Source organism: Natrinema versiforme JCM 10478, from assembly GCF_000337195.1.
Lineage (GTDB): Archaea > Halobacteriota > Halobacteria > Halobacteriales > Natrialbaceae > Natrinema > Natrinema versiforme.
Genome location: NZ_AOID01000053.1, coordinates 76142 through 99280 on the forward strand (window position 1 = coordinate 76142; position 23139 = coordinate 99280).

General features: G+C 66.8%; 26 protein-coding genes. 5 read left to right on the forward strand and 21 right to left on the reverse strand.

Features of this window, described 5'->3' with window-relative positions:
* Nucleotides 1-69 precede the first annotated feature (69 nt).
* The 8 genes from C489_RS17595 to C489_RS17625 all read right to left on the reverse strand — a co-directional run bounded on the left by C489_RS17595 (nt 70) and on the right by C489_RS17625 (nt 6310).
* Complete coding sequence (locus C489_RS17595) at nt 70-1539, reverse strand: MATE family efflux transporter (protein WP_006432694.1); 1470 nt, start codon at nt 1537-1539, stop codon at nt 70-72.
* Nucleotides 1536-2165, reverse strand: coding sequence for a TetR/AcrR family transcriptional regulator (locus C489_RS17600; RefSeq protein ID WP_193364786.1), 630 nt, complete (start codon nt 2163-2165; stop codon nt 1536-1538). The genes C489_RS17595 and C489_RS17600 overlap by 4 nt, the downstream gene beginning before the upstream one ends.
* A 128-nt stretch (nt 2166-2293) precedes the next feature.
* A complete protein-coding gene (locus tag C489_RS17605) occupies nt 2294-2731 on the reverse strand; it encodes an RNA-binding protein (RefSeq protein WP_006432696.1) in 438 nt (145 codons plus the stop codon).
* 103 nt (nt 2732-2834) lie between these two features.
* Complete coding sequence (locus C489_RS17610; RefSeq protein WP_006432697.1) at nt 2835-3041, reverse strand: hypothetical protein; 207 nt, start codon at nt 3039-3041, stop codon at nt 2835-2837.
* A 91-nt stretch (nt 3042-3132) separates the two neighbouring features.
* On the reverse strand, nt 3133-3309 hold the full coding sequence (locus C489_RS22295) for a hypothetical protein (RefSeq protein ID WP_006432698.1): 177 nt from the start codon (nt 3307-3309) through the stop codon (nt 3133-3135).
* A gap of 181 nt (nt 3310-3490) precedes the next feature.
* Nucleotides 3491-4384, reverse strand: a complete 894-nt coding sequence (locus C489_RS17615) for an ABC transporter permease subunit (protein WP_006432699.1) — start codon at nt 4382-4384, stop codon at nt 3491-3493.
* Entirely contained in the window at nt 4381-5412 is a 1032-nt protein-coding gene (locus C489_RS17620) for an ABC transporter ATP-binding protein (RefSeq protein ID WP_006432700.1), read from the reverse strand. Before C489_RS17620 ends, C489_RS17615 begins: the two co-directional genes overlap by 4 nt.
* A gap of 208 nt (nt 5413-5620) precedes the next feature.
* Nucleotides 5621-6310 carry a type 1 glutamine amidotransferase domain-containing protein gene (locus C489_RS17625; RefSeq protein ID WP_006432701.1) on the reverse strand — a complete coding sequence of 230 codons (690 nt, stop codon included), beginning with the start codon at nt 6308-6310 and terminating at the stop codon, nt 5621-5623.
* Nucleotides 6311-6462: 152 nt separating this feature from the next.
* Between C489_RS17625 and C489_RS17630 the strand changes: the two genes are divergently transcribed.
* A complete protein-coding gene (locus C489_RS17630) occupies nt 6463-6927 on the forward strand; it encodes an Hsp20/alpha crystallin family protein (RefSeq protein WP_006432702.1) in 465 nt (154 codons plus the stop codon).
* A gap of 31 nt (nt 6928-6958) precedes the next feature.
* On the opposite strand, the gene C489_RS17635 is transcribed toward C489_RS17630, so the two are convergent.
* Nucleotides 6959-7957 carry a DHH family phosphoesterase gene (locus tag C489_RS17635; protein WP_006432703.1) on the reverse strand — a complete coding sequence of 333 codons (999 nt, stop codon included), beginning with the start codon at nt 7955-7957 and terminating at the stop codon, nt 6959-6961.
* Nucleotides 7958-8137: 180 nt separating this feature from the next.
* On the opposite strand from C489_RS17635, the gene C489_RS17640 reads away from it, so the two are divergent.
* The 3 genes from C489_RS17640 to C489_RS17650 all read left to right on the forward strand — a co-directional run bounded on the left by C489_RS17640 (nt 8138) and on the right by C489_RS17650 (nt 12123).
* Nucleotides 8138-9316 carry a thiolase domain-containing protein gene (locus C489_RS17640; RefSeq protein WP_006432704.1) on the forward strand — a complete coding sequence of 393 codons (1179 nt, stop codon included), beginning with the start codon at nt 8138-8140 and terminating at the stop codon, nt 9314-9316.
* A complete protein-coding gene (locus C489_RS17645) occupies nt 9316-10743 on the forward strand; it encodes a zinc ribbon domain-containing protein (protein ID WP_006432705.1) in 1428 nt (475 codons plus the stop codon). Before C489_RS17640 ends, C489_RS17645 begins: the two co-directional genes overlap by 1 nt.
* Nucleotides 10744-10866: 123 nt before the next feature.
* Complete coding sequence (locus tag C489_RS17650; RefSeq protein ID WP_006432706.1) at nt 10867-12123, forward strand: inorganic phosphate transporter; 1257 nt, start codon at nt 10867-10869, stop codon at nt 12121-12123.
* Nucleotides 12124-12177: 54 nt separating this feature from the next.
* On the opposite strand, the gene C489_RS17655 is transcribed toward C489_RS17650, so the two are convergent.
* The 3 genes from C489_RS17655 to C489_RS17665 all read right to left on the reverse strand — a co-directional run bounded on the left by C489_RS17655 (nt 12178) and on the right by C489_RS17665 (nt 14191).
* A complete protein-coding gene (locus tag C489_RS17655; RefSeq protein WP_006432707.1) occupies nt 12178-13176 on the reverse strand; it encodes an ornithine cyclodeaminase family protein in 999 nt (332 codons plus the stop codon).
* 78 nt (nt 13177-13254) lie between these two features.
* On the reverse strand, nt 13255-13470 hold the full coding sequence (locus tag C489_RS17660; RefSeq protein WP_049891025.1) for a hypothetical protein: 216 nt from the start codon (nt 13468-13470) through the stop codon (nt 13255-13257).
* A 295-nt stretch (nt 13471-13765) separates the two neighbouring features.
* Nucleotides 13766-14191 carry a DUF3054 domain-containing protein gene (locus tag C489_RS17665; protein ID WP_006432709.1) on the reverse strand — a complete coding sequence of 142 codons (426 nt, stop codon included), beginning with the start codon at nt 14189-14191 and terminating at the stop codon, nt 13766-13768.
* Nucleotides 14192-14653: 462 nt separating this feature from the next.
* On the opposite strand from C489_RS17665, the gene C489_RS17670 reads away from it, so the two are divergent.
* The gene (locus C489_RS17670; RefSeq protein WP_006432710.1) at nt 14654-15385 is read left to right on the forward strand and encodes a J domain-containing protein; all 732 of its coding nucleotides are present in this window, start codon (nt 14654-14656) and stop codon (nt 15383-15385) included.
* Here C489_RS17670 and C489_RS17675 read toward each other — a convergent pair.
* From C489_RS17675 to ligA, 9 genes are all read right to left on the reverse strand, one after another.
* The gene (locus tag C489_RS17675; RefSeq protein WP_006432711.1) at nt 15358-15996 is read right to left on the reverse strand and encodes a toll/interleukin-1 receptor domain-containing protein; all 639 of its coding nucleotides are present in this window, start codon (nt 15994-15996) and stop codon (nt 15358-15360) included. The genes C489_RS17670 and C489_RS17675 overlap by 28 nt on opposite strands.
* 68 nt (nt 15997-16064) lie before the next feature.
* Nucleotides 16065-16496 (reverse strand): hypothetical protein, encoded by a 432-nt coding sequence (locus tag C489_RS17680; RefSeq protein ID WP_006432712.1) that lies wholly within the window; start codon nt 16494-16496, stop codon nt 16065-16067.
* A 94-nt stretch (nt 16497-16590) separates the two neighbouring features.
* Nucleotides 16591-17235 carry a triose-phosphate isomerase gene (gene tpiA, locus C489_RS17685; protein ID WP_006432713.1) on the reverse strand — a complete coding sequence of 215 codons (645 nt, stop codon included), beginning with the start codon at nt 17233-17235 and terminating at the stop codon, nt 16591-16593.
* 70 nt (nt 17236-17305) lie between these two features.
* Nucleotides 17306-17851 (reverse strand): multiprotein bridging factor aMBF1, encoded by a 546-nt coding sequence (locus C489_RS20975; protein WP_083902832.1) that lies wholly within the window; start codon nt 17849-17851, stop codon nt 17306-17308.
* A gap of 87 nt (nt 17852-17938) precedes the next feature.
* Complete coding sequence (locus C489_RS17700; protein ID WP_006432716.1) at nt 17939-18553, reverse strand: CDP-alcohol phosphatidyltransferase family protein; 615 nt, start codon at nt 18551-18553, stop codon at nt 17939-17941.
* On the reverse strand, nt 18550-19101 hold the full coding sequence (locus C489_RS17705; protein ID WP_006432717.1) for an adenylate kinase family protein: 552 nt from the start codon (nt 19099-19101) through the stop codon (nt 18550-18552). The genes C489_RS17700 and C489_RS17705 overlap by 4 nt, the downstream gene beginning before the upstream one ends.
* The gene (gene hisC / locus C489_RS17710) at nt 19098-20252 is read right to left on the reverse strand and encodes a histidinol-phosphate transaminase (RefSeq protein ID WP_006432718.1); all 1155 of its coding nucleotides are present in this window, start codon (nt 20250-20252) and stop codon (nt 19098-19100) included. Before hisC ends, C489_RS17705 begins: the two co-directional genes overlap by 4 nt.
* 171 nt (nt 20253-20423) lie before the next feature.
* Nucleotides 20424-21203, reverse strand: a complete 780-nt coding sequence (locus tag C489_RS17715) for an SDR family NAD(P)-dependent oxidoreductase (RefSeq protein WP_006432719.1) — start codon at nt 21201-21203, stop codon at nt 20424-20426.
* 131 nt (nt 21204-21334) lie between these two features.
* Nucleotides 21335-23086, reverse strand: a complete 1752-nt coding sequence (ligA, locus tag C489_RS17720) for an ATP-dependent DNA ligase LigA (RefSeq protein ID WP_006432720.1) — start codon at nt 23084-23086, stop codon at nt 21335-21337.
* Between the last annotated feature and the right edge of the window lie 53 nt (nt 23087-23139).

Below are 23139 nucleotides of genomic sequence, written 5' to 3' on the forward strand. Positions count from 1 at the left end.
GATCAAAGACGCGGTCTCACGGCACTTTACTGGGGTGGATACGGCAGGTGACTGAAACGACCGACGGTCTCAGTCGTCGGTGCTCGCGTCCGGTTCTCCGATCGCGGGAGCCGCCGGATCGTCGGTCACGTCGGCGCTGCGCCAGGTGCCCCGGCGGTACCAGGCGTAGGCGAGTCCCGCGCCGACGACGTTCGAGGCGGCGAAGGCGACCCAGATGCCGCGGTACTCCATCGACGTCTGCGAGAGGCCGTACGCGATCGGGAGCCGGACGACCGCGTAGGTCACGAGGACGATCGCGGCGGCGGTAAGCGTCTTCCCGGTGCCCCGGAAGCTACCGTTGTAGGCCCGCATAACGCCGATAAAGCCGAACGACGGCGCAACGTACCGGAGGAACGTGACGCCGACCTCGATGACTTCGGGGTCGTCAGTGAACGCAGCGGTAATCGGCTCCGCGGCGAGCCACGCCACGACGCCGAGCGCCCCGAGAACGACGAACATGGTTTTGGCCGCGAAGTCGGCGGCAGCTTCCGCGCGGTCGGGTTTGTCCGCGCCGACGTTCTGGCCGGTCATCGTCTCGACGCCGCGGGCGACCGCGATCGCCGGGAGGAATATCACCGAGAAGACCCGGGTGCCGATCCCGTAGGCCGCGACGACGTAGGTCGGGAACAGACCGACGATCACCAGCAGCAGGTTGATCGACAGCGCACGTCCCATCCCCTCGACCGACGCCGGGAAGCCGATCGAGACGAGCTTCTTGGCGAAAGAGAGGTCGGGCCGCATCTGTCGGAGCCGGATTTGAACGCCCCGCGTCCCGCGGAACATGATCGCCAGTCCGACGACGAGCGCGAGCGCGCGGGAGAAGACCGTTGCGATCGCCGCGCCCTCAATCCCGAGTTCGGGGAACGGCCCCCAGCCGAAGATCAGGAACGGGTCGAGGATCACGTTGAGGACCACCGAGCCGAACATCACGAGCATCGGCGTGATCGTGTCGCCGTAGCCCCGCATGAGCGCGATAAAGACGAAGAAGCCGAACATGAAGGCCATGCCCAGCGAGATGACCTGCATGTAGTCGGTCGCCAGCGGCAACACGTCCGGAGACGCCCCGAGCAGGCCCAGCAGCTCCTCGACGAAAGCGAAACCGATGAGGCCGAGGAGTACCGCCCCGATCAGCGACAGCGCCACCGTCTGGGACGCGGCGTACTCCGCCTCGCTCTCCTCGTCCGCACCGATGTGCTGGGCGACGAGGACGCTCCCGGCGACCGATAACCCCATCCCGACCGAGATGAGCAGGAAGACCATCGGGAAGGCGAAGCTGATCGCCGCGAGCGCTTCGGTGCTGTACTGGCCCAGCCAGAACGTGTCGATGAGGTTGTAGGCCGTCTGCAGCAGGTTCGTCACGATGATCGGCAGCGACAGATAGAACAGCGGCTTCGCGATCCCGCCCTCGGTCAGTTCGAACTCCTCGCGCCCCTTGAACAGCCCGGAGAGCCGAGAAAAGCGCCGCTTGATCCAGCCGACGAGGCGAGACAGCAGGCTCATTCCTCGACCCCCGTGTCGGCCTCGAGCGCCGCCCCGTTCCGTTCGGTCGACTCGAGACACAGGGTTTCATCGATGTAGTCGTGGACGTACGCCAGCGTCCGTTCCGGCGGTCGGTCCACCGCGGCCGCCCGGGTCTGGGCCCCGTGGAACAGCGTAACGAGGAAGTCGGCCACCTCGTCGGGGTCGATGTCGGCGCGGAACTCGCCCGACTCGAGGCCATCCGCGACGAGTTCGGCGATCCGATCGTGGAGTGCGCTATCGAACTCGCTCAGTTGGTCCTGATAGGCCTCGTTGTACGGCGCTTGGGCCTTGATCTCGAGGATGGCCGTGCGGAACTCCTCGGCGGAGTCGTCGTCCGACGGCGTCAGGAGTTCGTCGAGGAACTCGTGGAGTCGTTCGGCCGGCGTCTCGCCGGGAACCGTCTGGGTCCGCTCCTCGAATCGGTCCAGCAGATACTCCAGAAACGACTTGAGGAGGTCGCCCTTGCCCTCGAAGTGATAGTGCAGCGTGCCCTTGCTCTTGGTCGATTCCTCCGCGATGTCTTGCATGGTCAACTCCGCGTACCCGTGTTTGCAGAGCGCTCGATACGTCGCCTCCATAAGATCGTCTCTCGTCTCGTCCGTCATTCAGAAAGGTCCTATATGGCTTACTGACTGGCCAGTCAAAAGCGCTTCGCAACCGGACGGCCACGTTCGGTCGGCTCGATGCGCGATCGTCGCTCGAGAATAAGCGGGCGAGAGGCTGAGACCGCGAGTCAGTCCTGTTCGCGCAGTCGCTCGAGGACCTCTTCGGCGTTCTCGACGGCCTGTTCCTTTTTCGCCGGGTACGCCTCGACCTTCCCCCGGAAGGTGATGCCGGCACCGAGGCGAACGTCGCCCGCGAAGGCGGCCTGCTTGTCGAGTCGCAGGAACAGTTCCGTGTTCTCGGTGACCCGCTCGTCGAGTTCGTCGATCAACTCGTCGAAGGACTCGAGGTCGGCCAGCCGCGAGAGGACGTGGCGAACGTCGTCGGCGTTCTCGACGCGGGCCGAGAGGACGAGGATGCGGTCGCCGTAGTGGCCCTCGCTCTCGGCGCGCTCGATCTCGAACTCCTCGGGGAGGAAGGTCCGAAGCGCCTCCTCGACGCGCTTTTCGTCCTCGGTGGCGTAGCAAAACGTCCGTAAATCGACGTAGTGAAGCGGGATCTGTGGCATCTGCGATTCGAAGTGTGCTGTGGTCTGCGGGCGCAGTAGTGTCGGTCCGGTGCGGTGACGGTCGGCGAGCGGACGCGACGGAAAATCGGCCCGCGAGCGGCGGTTATTCCTCGTCGTCTTCGGCGTCGGCCTCGTCGGCCGCCTCGAGATCGTCCTCGGGGACGCCGGCCTCCTGGCCGTCCTCGAAGCTGATGGTGTAGGTGACGTCGCCGAACATCGACTCCATCGTCTGGGAGACGGTACCGGTTTCGCCGTCGAACTCGCTGTGCTCGTCGTGCAGGACGACGCGATCGTCTTCCTCGAAGCTCATAACCTGTGTTTCCCTGTCTGCGTGTAAAAAGGGACTGATTCGCGCCAAGGCGAGAGCGACTTCGATCGGGGCGGTTGGACCACCACAGCAGTCACCGCATTTCCTCGAGCGAGACGACGGTGTCCGACATGAGCCACGCGTCCTCGCTGGTCGGATCCTCGATACTGAGTGCGAAAAAGGAGTCGCGGCCGTCGTCGACGGTGATGTGATAGCCGCGACTCTGCAACGAACTGCTTCGGTCGGACGTGTTCGATCGGGCGGAACCCACGACTGTGCTCGGGAACCGGCGCTGATAACTCACTCGATTCGTGGCTCGTCGGGGGCCTCAGCCGCCGGAACGCCGAGATACCCGAAAACCGACCGACGGCGCAGACTCCGGTCGGCCACCCTCGCGGCGACGAGCGATGGCCCGCGGATCGCCGCCGATGGTCGCCCCCGTCTCGAGGGGCTCAGTTCAGGTCGGCCCGCTGGAAGCGACGGTAGCCGATCGCGACTGGAACGACGATCCAGACCGCCAGCACGACGGCGGCGAACCACTCCGACAGGTAGAACGGCAGGTCCCCGGCGACCCGGTCCGACACCGCGAGTGCGCCCTGCTGAAACGCCCCTTGGGGAACGTCCTCGACGATGGTCTCCCAGCCGACCAGCGCCGGCACGTAGCCGTCGACCAGCAGGCTCATGGCCTGCCTGTACGCCTCGAGCGGGTTGAGTCGGAGCGCGAAGAGGTACCAGCCCGGGGCCTCGAGCCCGACGAGGTCCCCCTCGAGCAGGTAGTGAAGCCCGGCGACCAGCGGGTGCCACAGCAGGGTAAAGAGGATGTAGCTGCCGATCGCACCGCCCATCGCCCGCGCCCGGGTGGCGGCCGTCGCCGAGACGCCGACGGCGATGGCGGTAAACGCGGCCCCGAGCAGGAGCGTCAGGGCGACGAACGCGAGCACCGTCCCAACCGGCAGCGAGCCGAAGAGGGCGAGCATCAACACAGCGGTGAAGGCGCAGGCGACGAGCGTCGCGGCGGCGATGACGCCGGTTCGGCTCGCGAGTTTCCCGAGTAGCACGTCGCGGCGGTTGTGGGAGAGCCCGAACAGGATTCGGAGACTGCCCGACTGGCGCTCCCCCGCGATCGCCATGTAGCCGACGACCAGGGCGATGATCGGGACGAACAGTTGGCCGCCGACGTTGGTGAAAAAGGAGATGACGTCCGTCGCGGCGGGGTCCTCGATCTGGGACGACGCGCCGAGGGTGACGATCCCCATCAGGACCAGAAAGACGCCGATGATCCCCCAGACCATCCGCGAGCGCACGACATCCTCAAAGTCCTTGCGCGCGATCGCGACCCACGTCATCGGTCCACCTCCTCGGGGCCCGCCCCGAATGGGCGGTCTCCGCTTCTCCCGCTGTCTTCCTCGCCCTCGAGCCGTGCGTCCGTCTCGTACTCGAGGCCCGCATCGGCATTCGAGCCGGTAAACGCCGCGAACAGGTCCTCGAGGGTCGCCTCCTCGATGTCGAAGTCGAGCACCGCCGCGTCGGACTCGACGAGCCGATGGACGACCGTCGCCTTGGCGCGCGGGTCCGTATACGTGACGTGCAGGCCGTCTTCGGCGCGGGTCACGTCGGTGACGCCGTCGATCGCCGTCAACTCGTCGACCGACGCGCCGGGTTCGCTCGCGATCTCGACGACGAGTCGCGAGCCCACGCCGGCCGTCTCCCGGAGTCCCTCGATAGAGTCGACGGTGACCAGTTCGCCGTCGTCCAAGATCCCGACCCGATCACAGACCGCCGCGACCTGCCCGAGGATGTGACTCGAGAAGAAGACGGTCGTCCCCCGCCTCGCTTCCCCGCGGACGATCTCCTGCATCGTCCGGATGCCGTGGGGATCGAGCCCGCCCGAGGGTTCGTCGAGGATCAGCAGATCGGGGTCGCCCGACAGCGCCATCGCCATCGCGAGGCGCTGGGACATCCCCTTCGAGTAGTCACCGACGGGTCGCCGCCCGGCGTCCCGATCGAGGCCGACCCGCTCGAGCAGGGTCTCAGGCTCTGTGTCCCCGTCCTGTGACTCGATCGCGAACTCGAGGTGGCGACGGCCCGACGAGCGGTTCCAGAGGTCGAACCCCTCCGGGAGCACCCCGACGCGATCGCGGACTGCGTCCGTCTCCGGCTGCGTATCGTAGCCGAGGACGGTCGCGTCTCCCTCGGTCGGTCGGACGAAGTCCAGCAGCAGGTCGATCGTGGTCGTTTTTCCGGCACCGTTCGGGCCGAGAAAGCCGAACACCTCCCCCTCCGCGACCTCGAGGTCGAGGTCCTCGAGGGCAACGACGGCCTCGTCGCCGGCACCGTACCGTTTCGTGAGTCCCCGCGTTCGAATCGCCGGCATGTGATTCCCTCGCACGAACAGGGGGAAATAGCATGGGGATTGTCATCTTGCCGGACGTACTCCTCGCCCGAGGCGTTGGCGGACGCGAACCTGAGAGTCAGGGGCAAGTCCTGAAAATAGCGGTCGTAACTGAATCGAACGTCGCGGGGTGAATCGAATCCCGTGACTTCTCCGGACGTAGTGCGGAGCGACGCGAAACGCGGGCCGATCAGGCCTCGAGTTCGATGTCGAGTTCCGCGAGCAGCGTCTCGGCCGCGTCGCTCGAGGAGCCGGGGCCGCGGGCGGTGATGAGGTCGCCGTCGACGGTGACGCTGGTGTCGGCGTCGAGTTCGGCGTCCCAGTTCCCGCCGGCGGCTTTCACCTCGTCCTCGGTCCAGTAGGGCAGTTTGCGGCCGTCGGGCATGCGGTCTTGCTCGTCGACGATGCCCTCCTCCCACTCGTTGGGGAAGCCGGTCACGTCGCGGCCGTTGACGATGAACGCCCCGTGGCTGTCCCGAGCGAAGCCGAGCATGCCGACGGCGTGGCAGACGACGAGTGCCTTCCCGTTGCCCTCGACAGCGTCCCGGAGGAGCTGTCGGGCGTGTTTGTCCTGGTTGATGTCCCACGCGGTCCCGTGTCCGCCGGGGAAGACGACGGCGTCGTACCCCTCGGCGTCGGCCTGTGCGACCGGGATCGGGTCGTTCAGCCGCTCGTCGTTTTCCGCGACCTGCCGGACGTGTTCGGCGGTCTCCTCGCCGACCTCGTCGGGATCGATCGACCGCTCGTCGATGACCGGCGGGCTACCCGACGGCGTCGCGACCGTGATCTCGACGCCAGCTTCCGAGAGCGTCTCGAGCGGCTCGACGCATTCCTCTCCCCAATACCCCTCTTCGCTGACGACGAATAGTGCGTCCGTCATACCCCACGCTACGTTCGGGACCCTAAAAACGACCAGCCCACCCCTCGGTTCTGCCGCAAGTCCTTCTCCTAACATATTAGCGTGCGAGACCATCACACGGACCTGAGGTGGCCTTTTTCGCCGTCGACCCCCTACACTCGAGAAGAGATACCATGGCAGACCGACCCCGCCCCTTCGACGGTATCGACGAACTGCTCGACCGACTGAACCGCCAGATCGAGACGGCGGCGAAGTCGTGGGAAACGCAGGTCGACCAGCGGAGCCAACTCGATCTCTCGATGAGCGGCGCGGAGACGAGTCTGGACCTCGCGGACGAGGGCGACGAGTTCGTCGTCACGATCGACGTCCCCGGCTACGAGAACGACGACCTCGAGTTGCGCCTCTCCGGGCAGACGCTGGCCGTGTCGGGCCAGCGAGAGCACAGTCAAGAGTTCGGGGGCGACGAGGAGAACTACATCCGACGCGAGCGGGAGACGAAATCGTTCAGTCGACAGCTTCGCCTCCCCGAACCGGTCGACGACGACGCAGTCAAAGCCAGCGTCAACAACGGCATCCTGACGATCCGGCTGCCGAAACGCGAGCCGGACGACGAGGCTCGCTCGATCGACATCGACTGAGGCGCGCGAGCGAGCCGAGCGACCGGCCGCATCAATCGTCGAGGTTCAACGAGTCGAAGAACCGGCGGGTGAGCCGTCCCCCGACGAACTCGAGGAGTTCGTCGGCGTCGTCGCCCTCGTCGGCGAACAGCCCGAGTTCGATCCGGCCGCCGGCCATGTCGTGGTGGCCGCCGACCGGGCCGAGATCGTCGAACCCCTCCTCTAACGTCTCGCCCATGTGGACCCGTGGGTCGATCGAGCGGCCGCTCAGGCGGATCACGTCGTCGACGATCCCGTAGACCAAAACCGTGTTGACGCCCTCGAGGTTGAGCAAGTAGTCCGCCGCCTGCGGGAGCGCGTCCGTCTCGGTCGTTTTCCCGGCGCTCGCGACGAGCGAGGAGCCCCGGCGTTCCCGGCTGGCGATCGCCCGCCCGATGGCGTCTAAGGTTCCCGGCGAAAACGCGCTGCCGTAGAGCTGTTCGAGGGTCTCGAGTTCCGCGTCGGGGTAGACCGACAGCGCGGCCTCGTACTCGCGCCGAGTCGGCTCGCGAACGAAGTCCAGTCGCTCCCGGTGGAGGGCAAAGAGCAGCGCCGAGGCGAGCCGCGTGGTCAGATCGACCTCGAGGTCCCGCAGGTACTCGACGAAGATGGTCGCCGTCGCGCCGTAGTCGGTGCGAACGTCCTCGAACGCGGCGGCGGCCGACTCGCCTGGGTGGTGGTCGACGACGATATCGGGAGTGACCTCCGGCGGAACCTCGGTGTTCGCGCCCGGACTGCTGTGATCGACGAAGCTCACGCTGTCGTAGTCCGCGAGTGTCACCTCCGAGATCGTCCGGAGACTGATGTCCAGCAGGTTGACGAACGCGCGGTTTTGCTGGTGGGAGATCTCGCCGCCGTAGGCTATCGTCACGTCCGCCACGTCGTGTTCGCGAGCGATCGCTTCGAGCGCGAGCGCGCTGGCGAGACAGTCCGGGTCCGGATTGTCGTGGCAGACGATCGCCAGCGAGTCGGTCGTCTCGAGGGCGGACACGAGCGCTGCCGCGCGGGACATACTCGAGGTACGTGAACGAGACGCTTGAATCCCGTGTCGCGTCTCAGTACGCCTGAATGCCACGCGTTCGTTCTCGAACGCGCTCCACCTTGCCCAGTCGACTCTCGCCGTGGCGCGTCTGTGATGATCGACCGTGAGCGAGTGTACACTTATTTCACAGCGCCCCTCCGAAAGACGAGTATGCGAGACGCGTACCTCGTCGGCGCGGGGCAGTCGGATTACGGGACCTTCCCCTCCGAAAGCTACCGATCCCTGTTCCGCACGGCGTTCGACGCAGCGACTGACAGCGTGCAGAATGGACTCGAGGCCGAGGACATCGACGAGGCCGTTATCGGCAACCTCGGGGTCGGGGGCCGCCAACTCGGCCTCTCCGGGCCAGCAGTGACCGAACACGTGGGCCTCGACGGCGTGCCGACGACGCGGGTCGAGAACGCCTGTGCGGCGAGCGGCTTCGCGGTCCGGCAGGCGGTCCAAGCCGTCAAGTCGGGGATGGCCGACGTCGTCCTCGCGGGCGGCTTCGAGATCATGTCCGACATGAGTTCGGACGCGACGAAGTACTGGCTCGGCGTCTCCGGGGAGACCGAGTGGGAGCGGCTCTCGGGCACCACCTTCTCCGGCGTCTACGCGCAGATGGCCAGCGTCCACATGGAGCAGTACGGCACCACGCGCGAACAGCTCTCGCGGGTCGCGGTGAAAAACCACGCGAACGGGGCCAAGAACCCCCACGCGCAGTTGGGCTTCGAGTGCTCGCTCGAGGACGCCCAGTCCGCGCCGGTCGTCGCGGACCCGCTGAACCTCTATCACTGCTGTCCGACCTCGGACGGCGCGGCCTGTGCGCTGATCGTCAGCGAGGACGTGGTCGACGACTACACGGACGACCCGATCCGCGTCGCTGGCGTCGGTGCCGGCAGCGACAACGTCGGCCTCTTCCAGCGGGATACCTACACCGGCGTGCCCGCGAGCCAGCGGGCCGGCGAGAAAGCCTATGAGATGGCCGGCGTCGAGCCCGACGACCTCGACTTCGCGGAGGTCCACGACTGCTTCGCAATCGCTGAACTGCTCGCCTACGAGGACCTCGGCTTCTGCGAGACGGGCGAGGCGGGCCAACTGATCGAGTCCGGCGAGACCGAACTCGGCGGCGAACTGCCGGTCAACACCTCCGGCGGCCTCAAGTCCAAGGGCCATCCCATCGGCGCGACCGGTGCCGGGCAGGTCGTCGAGGCCTACAAACAGCTCACCGAGAACGCGGGCGAGCGACAGGTCGAGAACCCGACCCGCGGGCTGACCCACAACGTCGGCGGCAGCGGTGGTGCCGCCGTCGTTCACGTGTTTGAGAAAGAACAGGAGGTGAGCGCCTGATGACCGCAATCACCGGCGTCGGCGCGTATGCGCCCCGGTTCCGCATCAGTTCCGAGGCCTTCGAGGAAGCGTGGGGCCAGTTCCACGCCGCCGGCGTCACCCAGAAGGCCGTCCCCTCGGCCGACGAGGACGCCCTCACGATGGGGTACGAGGCCGCGACGCGGGCGCTCGAGGCGGCCGAAACCGACCCCGGCGAAATCGACTGGCTCGGGTTCGCGTCCTCGCGACCGCCGGCGGCAGAAGAGGACCCGACCGCCCGGCTGGGCGCGATGCTCGCGCTCTCGGAGTCGGCGACCGGACAGGTGTTCACCGGGAGCACGCGCGCCGGCACCCGGGCGCTCTGGGCCGGCCTCGATGCGCTCGAGGCCGAGTCGACCACCGCGCTGGTCGTCGCGGCCGACGCGCCGAAGGGCGACCCCGACGACGGGATGGATCACGCGGCCGGAGCCGGCTCGGCGGCGTTCGTCGTAGAGCGCGAAGGCCCCGCCGAAATCACCGACCGCGCGGAGTATTCCGCGCCGTATCCGGGGACCCGATTCCGCAACACCGGCGAGGACGAGACGCGGGGACTGGGCGTCACCCAGTACGACCGGCAGGCGTTTTCCGAGACGATCGGCGGTGCCGTCTCCGGTCTCGAGGTTGACCCTGACCCCGAGGCGGCCGCGATTCAGGCACCCGACGGCAAACTGCCCTACCGCGCCGCCGGCGCGGCCGGCGTGAGCACCGACGACATTCAGGCGGCTGCGACAGTTCACGAATTGGGTGATCTCGGAGCCGCAAGCGTTCCCGTCTCGCTCGCGACAGCGCTCGCAGACGGCTACGAGTCGGTATTGGGGGTCTCCCACGGCAGCGGCGCGGGCGCGGACGCGTTCGTCGTTTCCACCGAGGGCGACGTGCCTGCAGAGACCGCACTCGAGGGGGCGGACACGCTCTCCTACGCGGAGTACCTGCGCCAGCGCGGCGTCGTGACCACCGGGCCGCCGTCGGGCGGCGGCGCGTACGTCAGCGTCCCCTCGTGGAAACGGTCGCTTCCCCAGCGCTACCGGCTCGAGGCCGGTCGCTGTTCGAAGTGTGGCGCGCTATCCTTCCCGCCGGAAGGAGCCTGTGACGACTGCGGGGCGCTCGCCGAGTACGAGCCCCTCGAACTCACCGGAGAGGGCACGATCGAAGCCGTGACGACCATCTCGCAGGGCGGCGCACCGCCGGAGTTCGCCGAACAGCAGGCCAAGGCCGGCGACTATGCGGCCGCGATCGTCGCGCTTGAAACGGATAGCGGCGACCAGACCGTCAGCGCTCCGGCGATGGGGGCCGACGCGGATCCCGACGCGTTCGCGGTCGGCGACCGCATCGAGACGACGATCCGCCGGATCTACACGCAGGAAGGCGTCACCCGCTACGGGTTCAAGATTCGACCCGCGAGCGACTAGCCGGCTCGAGTTCCGTCGTCGAATCCGTCGCCTCGACTGCCGACGGCGTCGGCATCGCCGTCGACGGATATAACCTGGCCCTACGGGGCGGGGTTTCTCCTTTCCTCCCACAAAGAACAGCGCATGGCGGAGCCATTACTCATCATCGGGTTGCTGGTGGCGGTGTTCGTCGGGTACAACATCGGCGGCTCCTCGACGGGGGTCGCCTTCGGACCGGCGGTCGGGAGTCGGATCGTCAGGAAAGTCACCGCCGCGGCGCTTTTCACCATCTTCGCGTTCGTCGGGGCGTGGACCGTCGGGCGAAACGTCATCGAAACGATGAGCAGCGGGATCGTCGACGCGGCGGTCTTCTCACCCGAAGCGAGCGTTGGCGTCCTCTTTTTCACCGGCCTCTCCCTCCTGGTGTCGAACGCCTACGGCGTCCCGGCGTCGACGTCGATGACCGCGGTCGGTGCCATCGTCGGACTCGGGCTGGCGACGGGAACGCTCGACGCCGCCCTGATGTTCACGATCCTCTCGGCGTGGATCGTCGCCCCGTTGACCGCCGCTTCGGTGGGGGCCATCATCGGCCGGTATTTGTACCCCTATCTCGACGCCAAGTTCTCGTTCGGTCGCCTGCGGGACCCGTTGATCGCCATCGATAGGCGGGGGCGGATTCCTCGGCCGAGGATCAATCAAAACGCAGCGTCCAGAGACATCGGTGGGGCGACGCTGGTGGTCATGATCGCGTGCTACATGGGGTTCAGTGCCGGGGCGTCGAACGCCGCGAACGCGGTCGCGCCGCTGGTCGGGAACGGGAGCATCGCCGCCGATCCGGCGATCCTCCTGGCGGTCGGCTCGATCAGCCTTGGCGGGTTCACGATCGCCCGACGGACGCTGGCGACGGTGGGCAACGACATCACCGACCTGCCGATCCTGGCAGCGCTCATCGTTTCGACGATCGGTGCGACGATCATTACCATCCTTTCTTGGCTCGGCATTCCGGCCAGCCTCGCGGTGAGTACGACATCCTGTATCATCGGTCTGGGCTGGGGGCGAGCGAGTCGCGCGCGGACGCTCGCGGAGATCGCGACGCCGACGCCGGCCGAGGAGTCGGCCCCGGAGTTGACGACGGGCGCACTCGCGGCCTCACCGACTGACGCCGACGCCGACACGCCGGCGAGCCCGACCGTCGGCGAACTCTCCGAAGGGGACGTCCCCGACCCGGACGAACAGGTTTCCGACGGCGGCGTCCCGCCGATCGGCGAGGAACGACCGGACGAACTGTCCGCCGAAAGCCTGTTCGACCCCGCGGCCACGGCCCGGATCGTCGTCCTCTGGGTACTCACCCCGGTGCTGTCGCTCACCGGTGCGTACGTCCTGTTTTCGTTCATAACGTAGCCCCGTCTCGCCTCCGTCCGTCGATTGCGTCACCGAAACCGAGCTCTCGAGCGCCTAGTCCCCCGTCAACGCCTCGCTCGCCGGTGCGAACTCGATCGTCTGGCCGAGCCCCCGTTCGCTGGCGCGCTCGTAGAGCAGGTACGCCGCGGCGACGGTCTCGATGCCCGTCCCGCCGCTGTCGAAGACCGTGATCTCGTCGTCGCTCGTCCGACCCGGCGCGTTCCCCGCGACGATCTCGCCGAGTTCCGCGTGGACGTGGTCCTCGGTGATCGCGCCCGCCTCGAGCGCCTGCATGAACGAGCCGGCGTCGACCGTCGCCCGTTCGCGGAGGTCTGGAACGTAGGTCGCCCGCTCGATGGTTTTCGCGTCCAGTTCGCGCTTGTCCGGCGAGTACTGGCCCATCGCGGTGACGTGAGTCCCGGGCTCGAGGTCGTCGCCGTCGAAGACGGGCTCGCTCGCCTTCGTCGCCGTGATCACGACGTCCGCGCCCGTCACGGCGGCGCTACTCGAGTCGACCGCGTGAACGTCGGCCTCGAGATCGGCGTCGAAGTCGGTTGCGAAGGCCTCGCGATTCGCGGGCGTCGGCGAGTAGACGCGGACCTCGTCGAACGCCCGGACGGTCGCGGTCGCGCGGAGTTGGCCTCGCGCTTGCGCGCCGCTGCCGATGATCGCGAGGGTGTCGGCGTCGTCACGGGCGAGTTCGTCGACGGCAACGGCTCCAGCAGCGCCGGTCTTGAACGGGTTCATGCTCGCGCCGTCAAGCAGGGCAAGCGGCGCGCCGCTCTCGGCGTCGAACAGCGGCGTCATAAACCACGCGTCGCCGGCACCGAAGCCGGCGCTGTACATGTAGCCGCCCATCGCGCCGGTTTCGGGGAGGACGGCGGCATAGCTCGTGAGCATGCCCTCGGGATCGGCGCGGAGGAACTTCGATCGCGGCTGAGCGGGCGCACCGTTGCCGCGCTGACGGTACCCCTCGCGGACGGCGTCGACGTACTCGGCCGGGGCCGCGAGGTCGGCGACGGTCGCACTGGTCAGAAACAGGGTCTCAGTCATACTCGGTACCACGGAACGGCAGCGGGAAAAACAATCGAAAGCGAAAGGGGAGAGGGGAGAATCGGAGAGACAGTGAGATTAGTCCGCGTTCATCGGCGGGCGTGCGGACCGGGGCTCGTCGGCGGAGTCGGCTGGCGTATTGACGAACATTGCGTGCCCGATAATTCCCATCGCGACCAGCGATCCGAGCGGCACCGCCGTCGTCAGAGACAGTCCGACGACCATCAGGGCCGCGGTGATACCGAGCAGTGCGACTGGGATGAGGCCGAGAACAATGTCGTAATATCCAGTCATAATGTATTCTATAGTATGGGAAATATCCATATAAGTGTTTCCCATAATCGGTTCATGGTAGACGGGTCTCTAACGAGTATCCATAGCGACACACACCCATAACTTATGAGTTGCATATCTGACTCTCGGATAATGATATATTACCGTTCGGTATGTTCAATTCTTTGAACTTATCACCGATACCGGCTAGAGAACGGAAGAAGAGGCGTTCTCTTCCCCATGGTGAAACTGACTCCATATATCGTATACGTCCGATTCCGTTCACGTCAGCGGCGTCGATCGCCGGCGCAAAGAATTACTCAGTTGCTGATCGGTACACGGAGTAGCCGAGTCGCCAGCCGAGCAAGACCAGCAGTCCGAAGCCGGTGATGACAAGGGGGAACGGCCACGTCGCACTGCCCTCGAACAACGGGGACGCCCGGAGCATGAGCCCGACGTTCGCCGCCGCGATCCACGCCACGGCCGTCAGCCGGAGCCCGTCGCGTCCCACGGGGCGGTCGCGGGTGTAAATGCCCGCGAGGAGCGCGACAGCGAGCCAGCCGATCACGAACGGTGCAATCGTCTCGAGCGAGGCGAGCGGTTCGGCGAGCGGGTTCCCGCCGTGTTCGATGCGGCCGAAGAGGACGAAGCCGGCGACGAGAAGGGTATCGACCGCCGCGGTGCCGACTCGTTCTCGACCGGTCGGACGATCGCGGGCCCCGGTTTGAACTGCCGTATCCATACGCGACCCTCGTGGCCGAGGTCCTATTGATTTCCCGATTCTGCCCACACGACGGGAACGAGTGCGGCGAACGAAAGTCACGAGACGAATTCGGTCGAGTTGCGACCAACCCCGTCTCGGTCGAGACGGTCACTGCGATCCCTGACAGGAGAGGAGGAACTCGGCGACGGGCGGCCGCCGAGTGCCGTCCATCGGACAGCGCGTCTCCGTGCGAGGGTCGCCTCGCACGACCGGTCGATGGGCGAACACGCACTTTGTTATCGACACCGTTCAGCAGCGATCGCTCTATCCCGGGCCGCTCTCGTTCGGTAAGCGGATCCTACACCGCCCGCTCGGACCGGCCTGCTCGAGACGCGAGTCCAGTCCCGGGGCGACGCGAGACGATGGCCGACCCGCAAGCTGACCGCGCGGGTGACTGTCAGCAGAAGAACTAATATGGGACGAACCCGAACCGCTCGCGTAATGGCTGTAGTCGGCGAACGTCGGGCCGGCTGTGACGGGTGCGGTCGAACGGTCGGGCTCGAGGAGTTGACGACGGTGACGATGCCGGACGGCGAGCAGGTCGTCTGCTGTCCGGAGTGTACGCCCCACGCCAGAGCGGCTGCCCAAAAGGGGAACTCGCTCGATCAGCGTCGGGGAACCTGTGACGGCTGTACCGAGCCCTGTCTCACGGCCGAGCTCGAGGACATCGTCCTCGACGACGGAACGGTTCTGTCGTGTTGTCCGTCCTGCGTGGCCGAAGCGCCCGGTCACGGCGGTTCGGACGGCGCTGACACGGATGCAACCGACACAGACACCGCTCGAGCCGACGGCTCGGCGACGACCGGGTCCGGCGAAACGGCCGGCAGCGAGACCGGCTCCGCGGAGACGGATGGCGACCGGAACCGCTGTAGTCAGTGTCGGGAACTGGTTGCCGTCGAGCGCTTTCGAGTCACCACGATTGACGAGCGAACCGAGCGGCTGTGTCCCGACTGCAAAGCCGACGCGGAGGAGAAGGGAATCATCACTGATGTCGCCATGCGAAAACAGCGGGCTCGCGAGGTGCTCGGCGTGGACGCGGACGCCGACGACGAGGCGATCCGCGAGGCCTTTCACGCACAGGTCAAACGCGCCCACCCGGACCGGGAAAGCGGCAGTCAATCGGCGTTCAAACTCGTCACCGAAGCCTACGAGCGGCTCCGAGCCGACGACTGAGTTTCCGCGCCGTCCTCGCGGCTGATGAAGCCGATCGTGGCCGGATTGAAGTAGTACGTCGACTCGCAGGACTCACAGGCCGCCGTCAGGAGTTTGCCGTGACTGTGGAGTTTCCAGAGTTTCGTCTGTCCCTGCTCGAGTTCGAGCGTGACCGGGTGCCCGCAGTCGGGGACCGTACACGGGAACCGAATATACCAGTTCGGGACCGACAGCGCCCCCAACGGGGCGAGGGCTCCCCGCAGCCGACAGAGCAGATTGAAGATCGTCACCGTGAGGTCGCCGCGATCGATCGTCACGCCCTCGACGTCATCGATGTAGCCGTGGGGACCGGTTCCCTCGTCGTGGAGCGGCAAGACCGGAATGCCTTTCGCCACCGCATAGCCGATCTCCTGTTCGATCCACCGGTTGCCGGCCGCGTCGTCGGTCACCACCGCGACGACGAGATCGCTGTTGGCGAGTCGCCCCTCGAGTCGTTTTCGCGACCGGCCGGACTCGATCTCCTCGAGTGCGATATGCACCCCGAAAGGGAAGTTCTTGACAGTCGAGAACAGGTCCTGAACGAGGGCGAGGTCGCCGGGCGCGTGAGAAACGTACACCTGTTCTCCGGTCATGGGATCGTCTACGATACACAGGCGTATGCGCCACCATTAATCTATCTCTCCGAGAGGGTGTAACGGCCTTATCGTTCGTCTCGGTAATTTTTAACGGTATCCAGTACGCGTTGGGAAAACTCGAGTTGGGAGAGATCCTTGCCGAGTCGGTCGAACCACTCGCGTTCGACGTACCACCAGCCGCGGACATCGCCGTCGGTCGTCAGCGACGTGACCTCGAGTCGTCCAGGCGTCCACTCCCGTTCGTCGCCGATCGTTAGGAGCGTCCGCAGGACGGCCCCGACCTCGTCGCTCGTGACCGCGGGCACCTCGGAGACGGCCTCGTACTCGAGTTCGATTCCGGCCCCGTCCTCGCCCGGCGGCTCGGTGTCGTCCAGCCACGCGAACGAGGTCAGGTAGAGCCCGTGGCTCATCAACCGGTTCTCGAGCGTGACAGCGACGGATCGCTCCCCCGTCGCGGTCGCGGCCGCCTCCCCGTTTTCGTTTTCGTTGTCAGACATGGCCACACCTTCGGCGGGGACGGAGAAAAGTCGGTCGGCGGTCAGCCGCGGTCGCCGCCGTGTGCTGTGGCCGACCGCGGACCGTCGCGGTGATTCAGAGCGGTTCGACGAGGTCCGCGAGGGCCGCGCTGGGATCGTCGGCCTTCGCGACGCCGCTGGCGAGCAAGACGCCTTCGGCACCGAGGTCTCCCGCGGCGACGACATCGTCGCCCGTGCTGATGCCTGCGCCACAGAGGACCGAGACCTCGGAATCGACGTTCGCCGCGGCCTCGACGGCGTCTTCGACGATGTCGGGGTCGGCCTGACTGACCGGCGTTCCGGTACCGATGAGTTCCGGCGGCTCGACGGCGACGGCATCCGGGCCCAGCGCCGCGGCCGCGCCGATCTGGGCCGGGTTGTTCGCACAGACGACCGTCTCGAGGTCCGCGCGCTCGGCCGCTCGGACCGCGCCGTCGATGTCGGCCAGCTTCAGCCGTCGCTCGGAGTGGTTGATCAGCGTGCCGACCGCGCCCGCATCGGCGACGGTCTCGGCGAGCGCGTGGCCGGTGTTGCTCCCGTGGTCGATCGCATCGACGTGCTGGGCCCACGTCTCCGCGCCCGTCTCGGCGACCTGCTCGAGATGGGCCGCCTGCGGCGCGACGGCAAGTCGGGCGTCAGTACGTTCGTTGACGTCACGGACGGCTTCCGCGACTTCGATCGGGTCACACGGATACGTCTTCAGATTAACCAGGACGAACATATCGGCAACCGCACCCGCACGGAAGAAATAGCTTGCGAGTCACCGACGCGATCGCGGCGACGACGGTCGGTCAGTCCTTTCGCTTGACGACATCGCCCAGCGTGTAACTCCCCGTCGAGGAGCCGCCGGACCACTCCGTGTCGTCCGCGGAGCCGCCCTGTGCGCTCAGCGAAATCTCGAGGAAGTCCTCGAGTTCGGACTGAACCTTGTCGCTTGGCAGCGTATCGCCGCGTTCGATCTTGCGGATCAGGCTCGCCTTCTCGTTGAGTTCGTTCGCGAGATCGGACTGGCTCAGTCCCTTGTTCTCGCGGGCGTTGCGCACGCGGTCGTCGTAATCGGTCGCGAGCTCGTCCATGTCGTCGAACATGTCCGAGCGGCGCTGGCTCGAGCCGCCCGAACTCGAGGAACTCGCGCTCGAGCCGGACGACTGGCCGCCCCCGCTCGAGGAGGACGAACTCGACCCGGTCGAGTACTTCGTCGACGAGCTCGAACTCGAGGTGTCTTTGACTTCAGTGCCGAAGTCCGTGCAGTCCGAACACACATCTAGCTTCGCGCCCTCGACTTTGATGGTTTTCGGGGACGACGTCTCGGCCCCACACATCTCGCACTGAACCATGACAGACCCTATATCCCGGTAAGGGATAAAGCATGCGGCGCGGTTGCAGTCGGGCAGAACGTCCGGAGCGCGGGGTCAAAACAGGGATTACTCGAGGGCGGCCCACGAGTAATAGAACCGCTGGAGCGCGGTCAGGTGGCCGACGACCGCGAGGAAGACGAGCAGCCAGCCGACGAGAGAGAATCCGGCCAGCGTCGTCCCCGCCAGCGGGTACGCGAGGAAGCCGGCGACGCCGATGATCGCCAGCCGGTCCGCACGACCGACGAGGCCGCCGTAGACCCGGTCGAGCCCGACGGCTTGGGCCTGCGTGCCCAGATACGAGGTCATCACGACGCCGGTCACGGCGGCGAAGCCGAGCAGGTAGTTCTCGAGTCCCGCCGCTAACCCGGCGATGACGACGATGTCCGCGTACCGATCGAGGACGTGATCGAGCAGGTCGCCGCCGGACGAGGCGACCTCCTGTTCGCGCGCGAGCGCGCCGTCGACGATGTCCAGCCAGCCGTTCAGGAACACGAGCGCGGCCGCCACGGCGTACCAGACCGGGTCCTCGAGCCCGCCCAGCGCGAACGCGACCGCCGCCAGAATCGCCATTCCGAACGCGACCACGCTCACGCCGTTGGGCGTCATCCCGACGCGATCGAAGCCCTTGACGAAGGGATCGAGGAACCGCGAGACGTACGGCCGGAACTTATCCAGCGTCATGTGAGATACCCCACGAAGTCGACCTCGCCGGCGCTCGGCTCGCGCTCGCCCGCCGCGACCGCTTCGAGTGCGTCCGCGACGGCGGCCGGATCGCGCTCGGTCGTGTCGATCTCGTAGACCGACTCGAGGCCGTGTTCCTCGACGGCCTCCGAGAGGATCACGTCGAGCGCTTCGCTCTCGGCGTTTTCTCGCGCTTTCGCTTCGGTTTCGCCGCGCTCGAGCAGCCGCTCCTCGAGCGTCGCGGGCTCACACCGCAACACGGCGACCCGATCGACCTCGATGTGATGGGAGAGGTGCGATTCGATCACGACGTCGTCGCGGCCCGCAACGCGCTCACCTAACGCGTCGAGGTCGGCGATTTTGCTCTCCCGGTCGGCATCGACCTCGGTGTAGAGTTCTTCCTCCTCGAGGAGTCGATTGAGGTGGATCACCTCGAGGTCGGGGGTCGGCTCGTCTCCGTCGCCGGTGGCGTCGGCCAGTTGGGACTCGAGCAGGTCCGTCGCGGTCGTCTTTCCGGTGCCGGGCGTGCCGGTGACCGCGAGTCTCATGAGTCGACGACCTCCGCGTCCGGATCGTCGGCCTCGTCCGACGGCCCCGTCTCGAGGTCGAGGGCCGCGAGCACGTCGTTGACCGTCTCGACGGCGCGCTCGGTCTCGTCCTCGGTGCCGCAGGTGATGCGGATACAGCCGGGAAGGCCGAAACTCGAGCAGTCGCGGACGATGACGCCCCGCTGTTGCATCTCCTCGGCGACGGCTGAGGCATCGCCGACATCGACGAGGGCGAAGTTGCCCTCGCTCTCCCAGACGTGGGCGTCGATGTGTTCGCGCATGTACGCGCGCGAGTCGCGGGCGGTCTCGACGGTGCGCTCGACGTGTTCGTCGTCGTCGACGGCGGCGATGCCGGCCCGGCAGGCGAGTTCGCTCGCCGCGAAGGGCGTGTTCACGCGGGCGTAGGCGTCGGCCCACTCCCCGGGGACGACCGCGTAGCCGAGTCGGACCCCGGCCAGCCCGTAGGCTTTCGAGAACGTTCGTAGGACCGCGACATCGTCGCGGGCCTCGAAGCCGTCCCGGCCCTCGAGCAGGGCAACGGCGCTGTCCCGGTCCGCGAACTCGCCGTAGGCCTCGTCGACGACGACCAGCGTCTCGTCGTCGGTCGCGTCGGCGAGTTTCGCGACTTCCTCGAGCGGAATCGTCGAGCCGGTCGGGTTGTGCGGGCTGGTGAGAAAGATCGCCCGATCGCCGTCGTAGTGCTCGAGGACCGTCTCGGCGTCCTGTGTGAAGTCGTCGGCCTTCGAGAGGTCGTACTCCCGAACGTCGCCGTGGTGGTACCGGGAACTCATCCCGTAGTAGGCGAAGCCGGGCGCGGGAACGAGGATGCTGTCGCCGGGCTCGAGGACCGCCCGGTGGAGGTAGTCGATCGCCCCGTCGCCGCCGTTTGCCAGCCAGACTTGCTCGTCGGCGACGTTCCAGCGGTCGGCGACGGCGCTCGTGAGGTCGGCGTGGGCGGCTTTGGGGTAGGAACTCACGCTCGAGGCCGTCTCGCGGATGGCCACGGCGGCGGCCGGCGAGGGGCCGTGCGGGTTCTCGTTCGAGGCGAGTTTGACGAATTCGGAGGGATCCCGGTCGAGTTCGCGGGCGACCTCCTCGATGCCTCGACCCGCCTCGTATGCGACGTGATCGGACAGGTCGCGCGGTTGCATACGGGAATCCTGTTTCCCGTGGCTCTTAAGGGTGCTTACATATGGTCAGTCGCGCCGCGCGGCCCGTCACGGCCCGCCGCGGCCACGCTATGGACGGCCAGTAACAGCCGGAGCGGGACGCAGGTCGATTCCGCGGTCGCTCGTGTAACCCCCTCTCCCCTCGAGCGCTGATCAGCGATCCTTGCTCCCCCAGCCGAACGCCGTCCAGCCGCCGTCGGCGGTGAGCACTTCGCCCGTGACGAAGTTGTCCCCCGACGCGAGAAACTCGACGCAGTTCGCGATCTCCTCCGGCGTCCCGAACCGATCGAGCGGCGTCCGATCCCGGATATCCGCCTCGTCGAAGTCCGTCTCGTCTTGGGCTTGTTCGACCATCTCCGTCATGATGTACCCCGGCGCGAGCGCGTTCACGTGGATGTCGTGTTCCGCCCACTCGACTGCGAGACACCGGGTGAGGTTGTTGACCCCTCCCTTTGAGGTGTTGTACGGCGTGCGATCCTGCTGCCCCATGCTCCCCATCATGCTCGAGATGTTGACGATCTCGCCGCCGTCTCCCTGTTCGATCATTCGGGACCCAGCCGCCTGCGCACAGAAGAAAGAGCCGGTCAGGTTCACGTCGATGACCTGCTGCCAGTCCTCGGCTGCCATCTCCTCCGCGGGACCGCGGATGTTGATCCCCGCGTTGTTTACCAGCACGTCGACCCGACCGAACCGCTCGACGGTCGCATCGATCAAGCGTTCGACCGACGACTTCTCGCTCACGTCGACTTCGACGGGGTGAGCAGTGCCGTCCGCGTCGTCGAATTCGTCGACGACCTGTTCACAGTCCTCGAGCGATCGCGAACAGATGACGACGTTGTCGCCGAGTGCCACGAATCGCTCCGCGATACGTTTTCCGAGCCCTCTCGTCGAGCCCGTGACGATTACCGTTCGCGTCTCATCAGTACTAGCCATAGCGTACTCGACGCCTGTCCAAACGCGCTTAATTATGTTGATGCTGAACCGACGAAGGCCGTTTTCGTTCGGTGACCGCTCGCCGGTCAGTCACCGCTCACCGCCGACCGCTCGAGCGGCCATCGCCGTCATCACTGGCCCTGCAGGCGCTCGAGGCGCTCGATCGAGTCCGCGTTGGCCGGCTCTTTGTCCGGTCGCACGGCCTGAAACCGCGGGAACCGAAGCGCGTAGCCCGACGAGTAGGTCGGCGAGGACTGGATCTCCTCGTAGCCGACCTCGAAGACGACCGCGGGCTCGAGGTCGACTTCCTGTCCCTCCTCGGCTTCGATGTGTGGCTCGAGCAGGTCGGTCAGTTCCTCGAGTTTCTCGTCGGTGATCCCGGTCGCGACCTTGCCGACCGTCTCCAAGTCCTCTCCCGCGCGCACGGAGAGTTCGAACGTCCCGAGGAAGGTCGCGCGTCGCCCTTCGCCCCACTCCGCACCGGTCACGACGCAGTCGAGCGTCTCCACGTCCGGTTTGCGCTTGCGCCAGTGTTTGCCCCGCCGGCCCGGCGAGTACGTCGACTCGGGGTTCTTGAGCATGATCCCCTCGTGGCCGGCCTCGAGCGCGTCGGCGTCGATCGACTCGATTTCGTCCGGATCGTCGGTGCGCCAGAGCAGGGAGAGGCCCTCGATGTCTTCGTCGTCGATGGCGGCCGCGTCGGAACCGGTCTCATCGACAGCATCAACCAGCACCGACCGGAGCCGGTCGTGGCGCGTCGTCAACGGTTCTTCGAGCAGGTCCTCCCCGCCGGCGTGCAGACAGTCGAAAAAGACTGGCCGCACCGAGACGTCCTCGCGGGCCTTCGCGACGTCGTGCTTGCGCCGGAATCGCTTGAGCACCTCCTGAAACGGGAGCGGCGAGCCGTCCTCGTCGATCGCGACGACCTCACCGTCGAGGATCACCGGGGATTCGAGGCGCTCGTCGGCGAACTCGACCACTTCGGGGAGCGCATCGGTGACGTCCTCCATGTTCCGCGAGAAGACGCGGGTCTCGCCGTCGCCGGGATCGTAGTGCAACTGGACGCGAGCCCCGTCGTACTTCCACTCGACGCCGGCGGTCTCCCACTCCTCGAGCGCGTCGGTCACCGTCCCCGCCTGCGCGAGCATCGCTTGGACGGGGCGGCCGACATCGAGTTCCATCGCGTCCAGTCCGTCGACTCCCTCGTCGCGGGCGATCCGGGCGACCCGTCCGTAGTCGTTCGAGACCTGGAGCGCACGCTCGACTCGCTCCTTGGGCACGTCGAAAGCCGCCGCGATGGCGTCCCGAACGGTCCCCTCGCCGACGCCGATTCGCATCTCCGAGAGGACGAGTCGAGCGAGATAGCGCGCCTCCTCGCTCGAGCAGCGATTGAACAGACCGAAGAGCAGGTCGACCTTGCGGTCGTGGCTGCCCGACCCTTCGGCGGCGGCGAGGTCCGCGAGCGTCTCCGCGACCTCGCGGACGGTGAGGTCGCCGCCGGTCCCGTTTCCGCCAGTACCGCCGCCAGCACCGCTGTCGTCGGTCCCCCCGCCAGTGAACGCACCGAGGCCCTGCTGGCCACCGAAGTCGTACCTCGCGGCCACGTCACCGATCTCCCCGACCTCGGCGAGGCGCTCTTCGACGTCGTTGCTGCTCACGTTCGTCCCCGCGGCGCGGGCGATCGCCTCGTAACACGCGCTCGGCCCGATATCGAGCGTCGTCGAGTCCCACGCCGGAAACACTCGACCCTGCGCGAACCGTGCGACGATCTCGATCTCGTCGCCGGCATCGGCGAGCAGCTCTCGAACGTGAGCCACGATCTCGAGGTCGGCGGGTTCGGCATCGATCGTCCCGGCGCGGTCGGCGAACGTGGCGAATTTCATCGGCAGTGTGTATCGCCGCGGGGAGTAAAACGGTTCTGAGACCGATCGGTGAT

Coding starts and splice junctions, on each gene's coding strand:
- C489_RS17700 (WP_006432716.1), bottom strand. CDS start 18,553: ATGACGCTGGATAAGTTCCGGCCGTACGTCTCGCGGTTCCTCGATCCC.
- C489_RS17640 (WP_006432704.1), top strand. CDS start 8,138: ATGCGAGACGCGTACCTCGTCGGCGCGGGGCAGTCGGATTACGGGACC.
- C489_RS17625 (WP_006432701.1), bottom strand. CDS start 6,310: ATGACGGACGCACTATTCGTCGTCAGCGAAGAGGGGTATTGGGGAGAG.
- C489_RS17675 (WP_006432711.1), bottom strand. CDS start 15,996: ATGACCGGAGAACAGGTGTACGTTTCTCACGCGCCCGGCGACCTCGCC.
- tpiA (WP_006432713.1), bottom strand. CDS start 17,235: ATGTTCGTCCTGGTTAATCTGAAGACGTATCCGTGTGACCCGATCGAA.
- ligA (WP_006432720.1), bottom strand. CDS start 23,086: ATGAAATTCGCCACGTTCGCCGACCGCGCCGGGACGATCGATGCCGAA.
- C489_RS17680 (WP_006432712.1), bottom strand. CDS start 16,496: ATGTCTGACAACGAAAACGAAAACGGGGAGGCGGCCGCGACCGCGACG.
- C489_RS17635 (WP_006432703.1), bottom strand. CDS start 7,957: ATGTCCCGCGCGGCAGCGCTCGTGTCCGCCCTCGAGACGACCGACTCG.
- C489_RS17650 (WP_006432706.1), top strand. CDS start 10,867: ATGGCGGAGCCATTACTCATCATCGGGTTGCTGGTGGCGGTGTTCGTC.
- C489_RS17655 (WP_006432707.1), bottom strand. CDS start 13,176: ATGACTGAGACCCTGTTTCTGACCAGTGCGACCGTCGCCGACCTCGCG.
- hisC (WP_006432718.1), bottom strand. CDS start 20,252: ATGCAACCGCGCGACCTGTCCGATCACGTCGCATACGAGGCGGGTCGA.
- C489_RS17705 (WP_006432717.1), bottom strand. CDS start 19,101: ATGAGACTCGCGGTCACCGGCACGCCCGGCACCGGAAAGACGACCGCG.
- C489_RS17615 (WP_006432699.1), bottom strand. CDS start 4,384: ATGACGTGGGTCGCGATCGCGCGCAAGGACTTTGAGGATGTCGTGCGC.
- C489_RS17595 (WP_006432694.1), bottom strand. CDS start 1,539: ATGAGCCTGCTGTCTCGCCTCGTCGGCTGGATCAAGCGGCGCTTTTCT.
- C489_RS20975 (WP_083902832.1), bottom strand. CDS start 17,851: ATGGTTCAGTGCGAGATGTGTGGGGCCGAGACGTCGTCCCCGAAAACC.
- C489_RS17620 (WP_006432700.1), bottom strand. CDS start 5,412: ATGCCGGCGATTCGAACGCGGGGACTCACGAAACGGTACGGTGCCGGC.
- C489_RS17715 (WP_006432719.1), bottom strand. CDS start 21,203: ATGGCTAGTACTGATGAGACGCGAACGGTAATCGTCACGGGCTCGACG.
- C489_RS17605 (WP_006432696.1), bottom strand. CDS start 2,731: ATGCCACAGATCCCGCTTCACTACGTCGATTTACGGACGTTTTGCTAC.
- C489_RS17660 (WP_049891025.1), bottom strand. CDS start 13,470: ATGACTGGATATTACGACATTGTTCTCGGCCTCATCCCAGTCGCACTG.
- C489_RS17600 (WP_193364786.1), bottom strand. CDS start 2,165: ATGACGGACGAGACGAGAGACGATCTTATGGAGGCGACGTATCGAGCG.
- C489_RS17610 (WP_006432697.1), bottom strand. CDS start 3,041: ATGAGCTTCGAGGAAGACGATCGCGTCGTCCTGCACGACGAGCACAGC.
- C489_RS17630 (WP_006432702.1), top strand. CDS start 6,463: ATGGCAGACCGACCCCGCCCCTTCGACGGTATCGACGAACTGCTCGAC.
- C489_RS17670 (WP_006432710.1), top strand. CDS start 14,654: ATGGCTGTAGTCGGCGAACGTCGGGCCGGCTGTGACGGGTGCGGTCGA.
- C489_RS17645 (WP_006432705.1), top strand. CDS start 9,316: ATGACCGCAATCACCGGCGTCGGCGCGTATGCGCCCCGGTTCCGCATC.
- C489_RS17665 (WP_006432709.1), bottom strand. CDS start 14,191: ATGGATACGGCAGTTCAAACCGGGGCCCGCGATCGTCCGACCGGTCGA.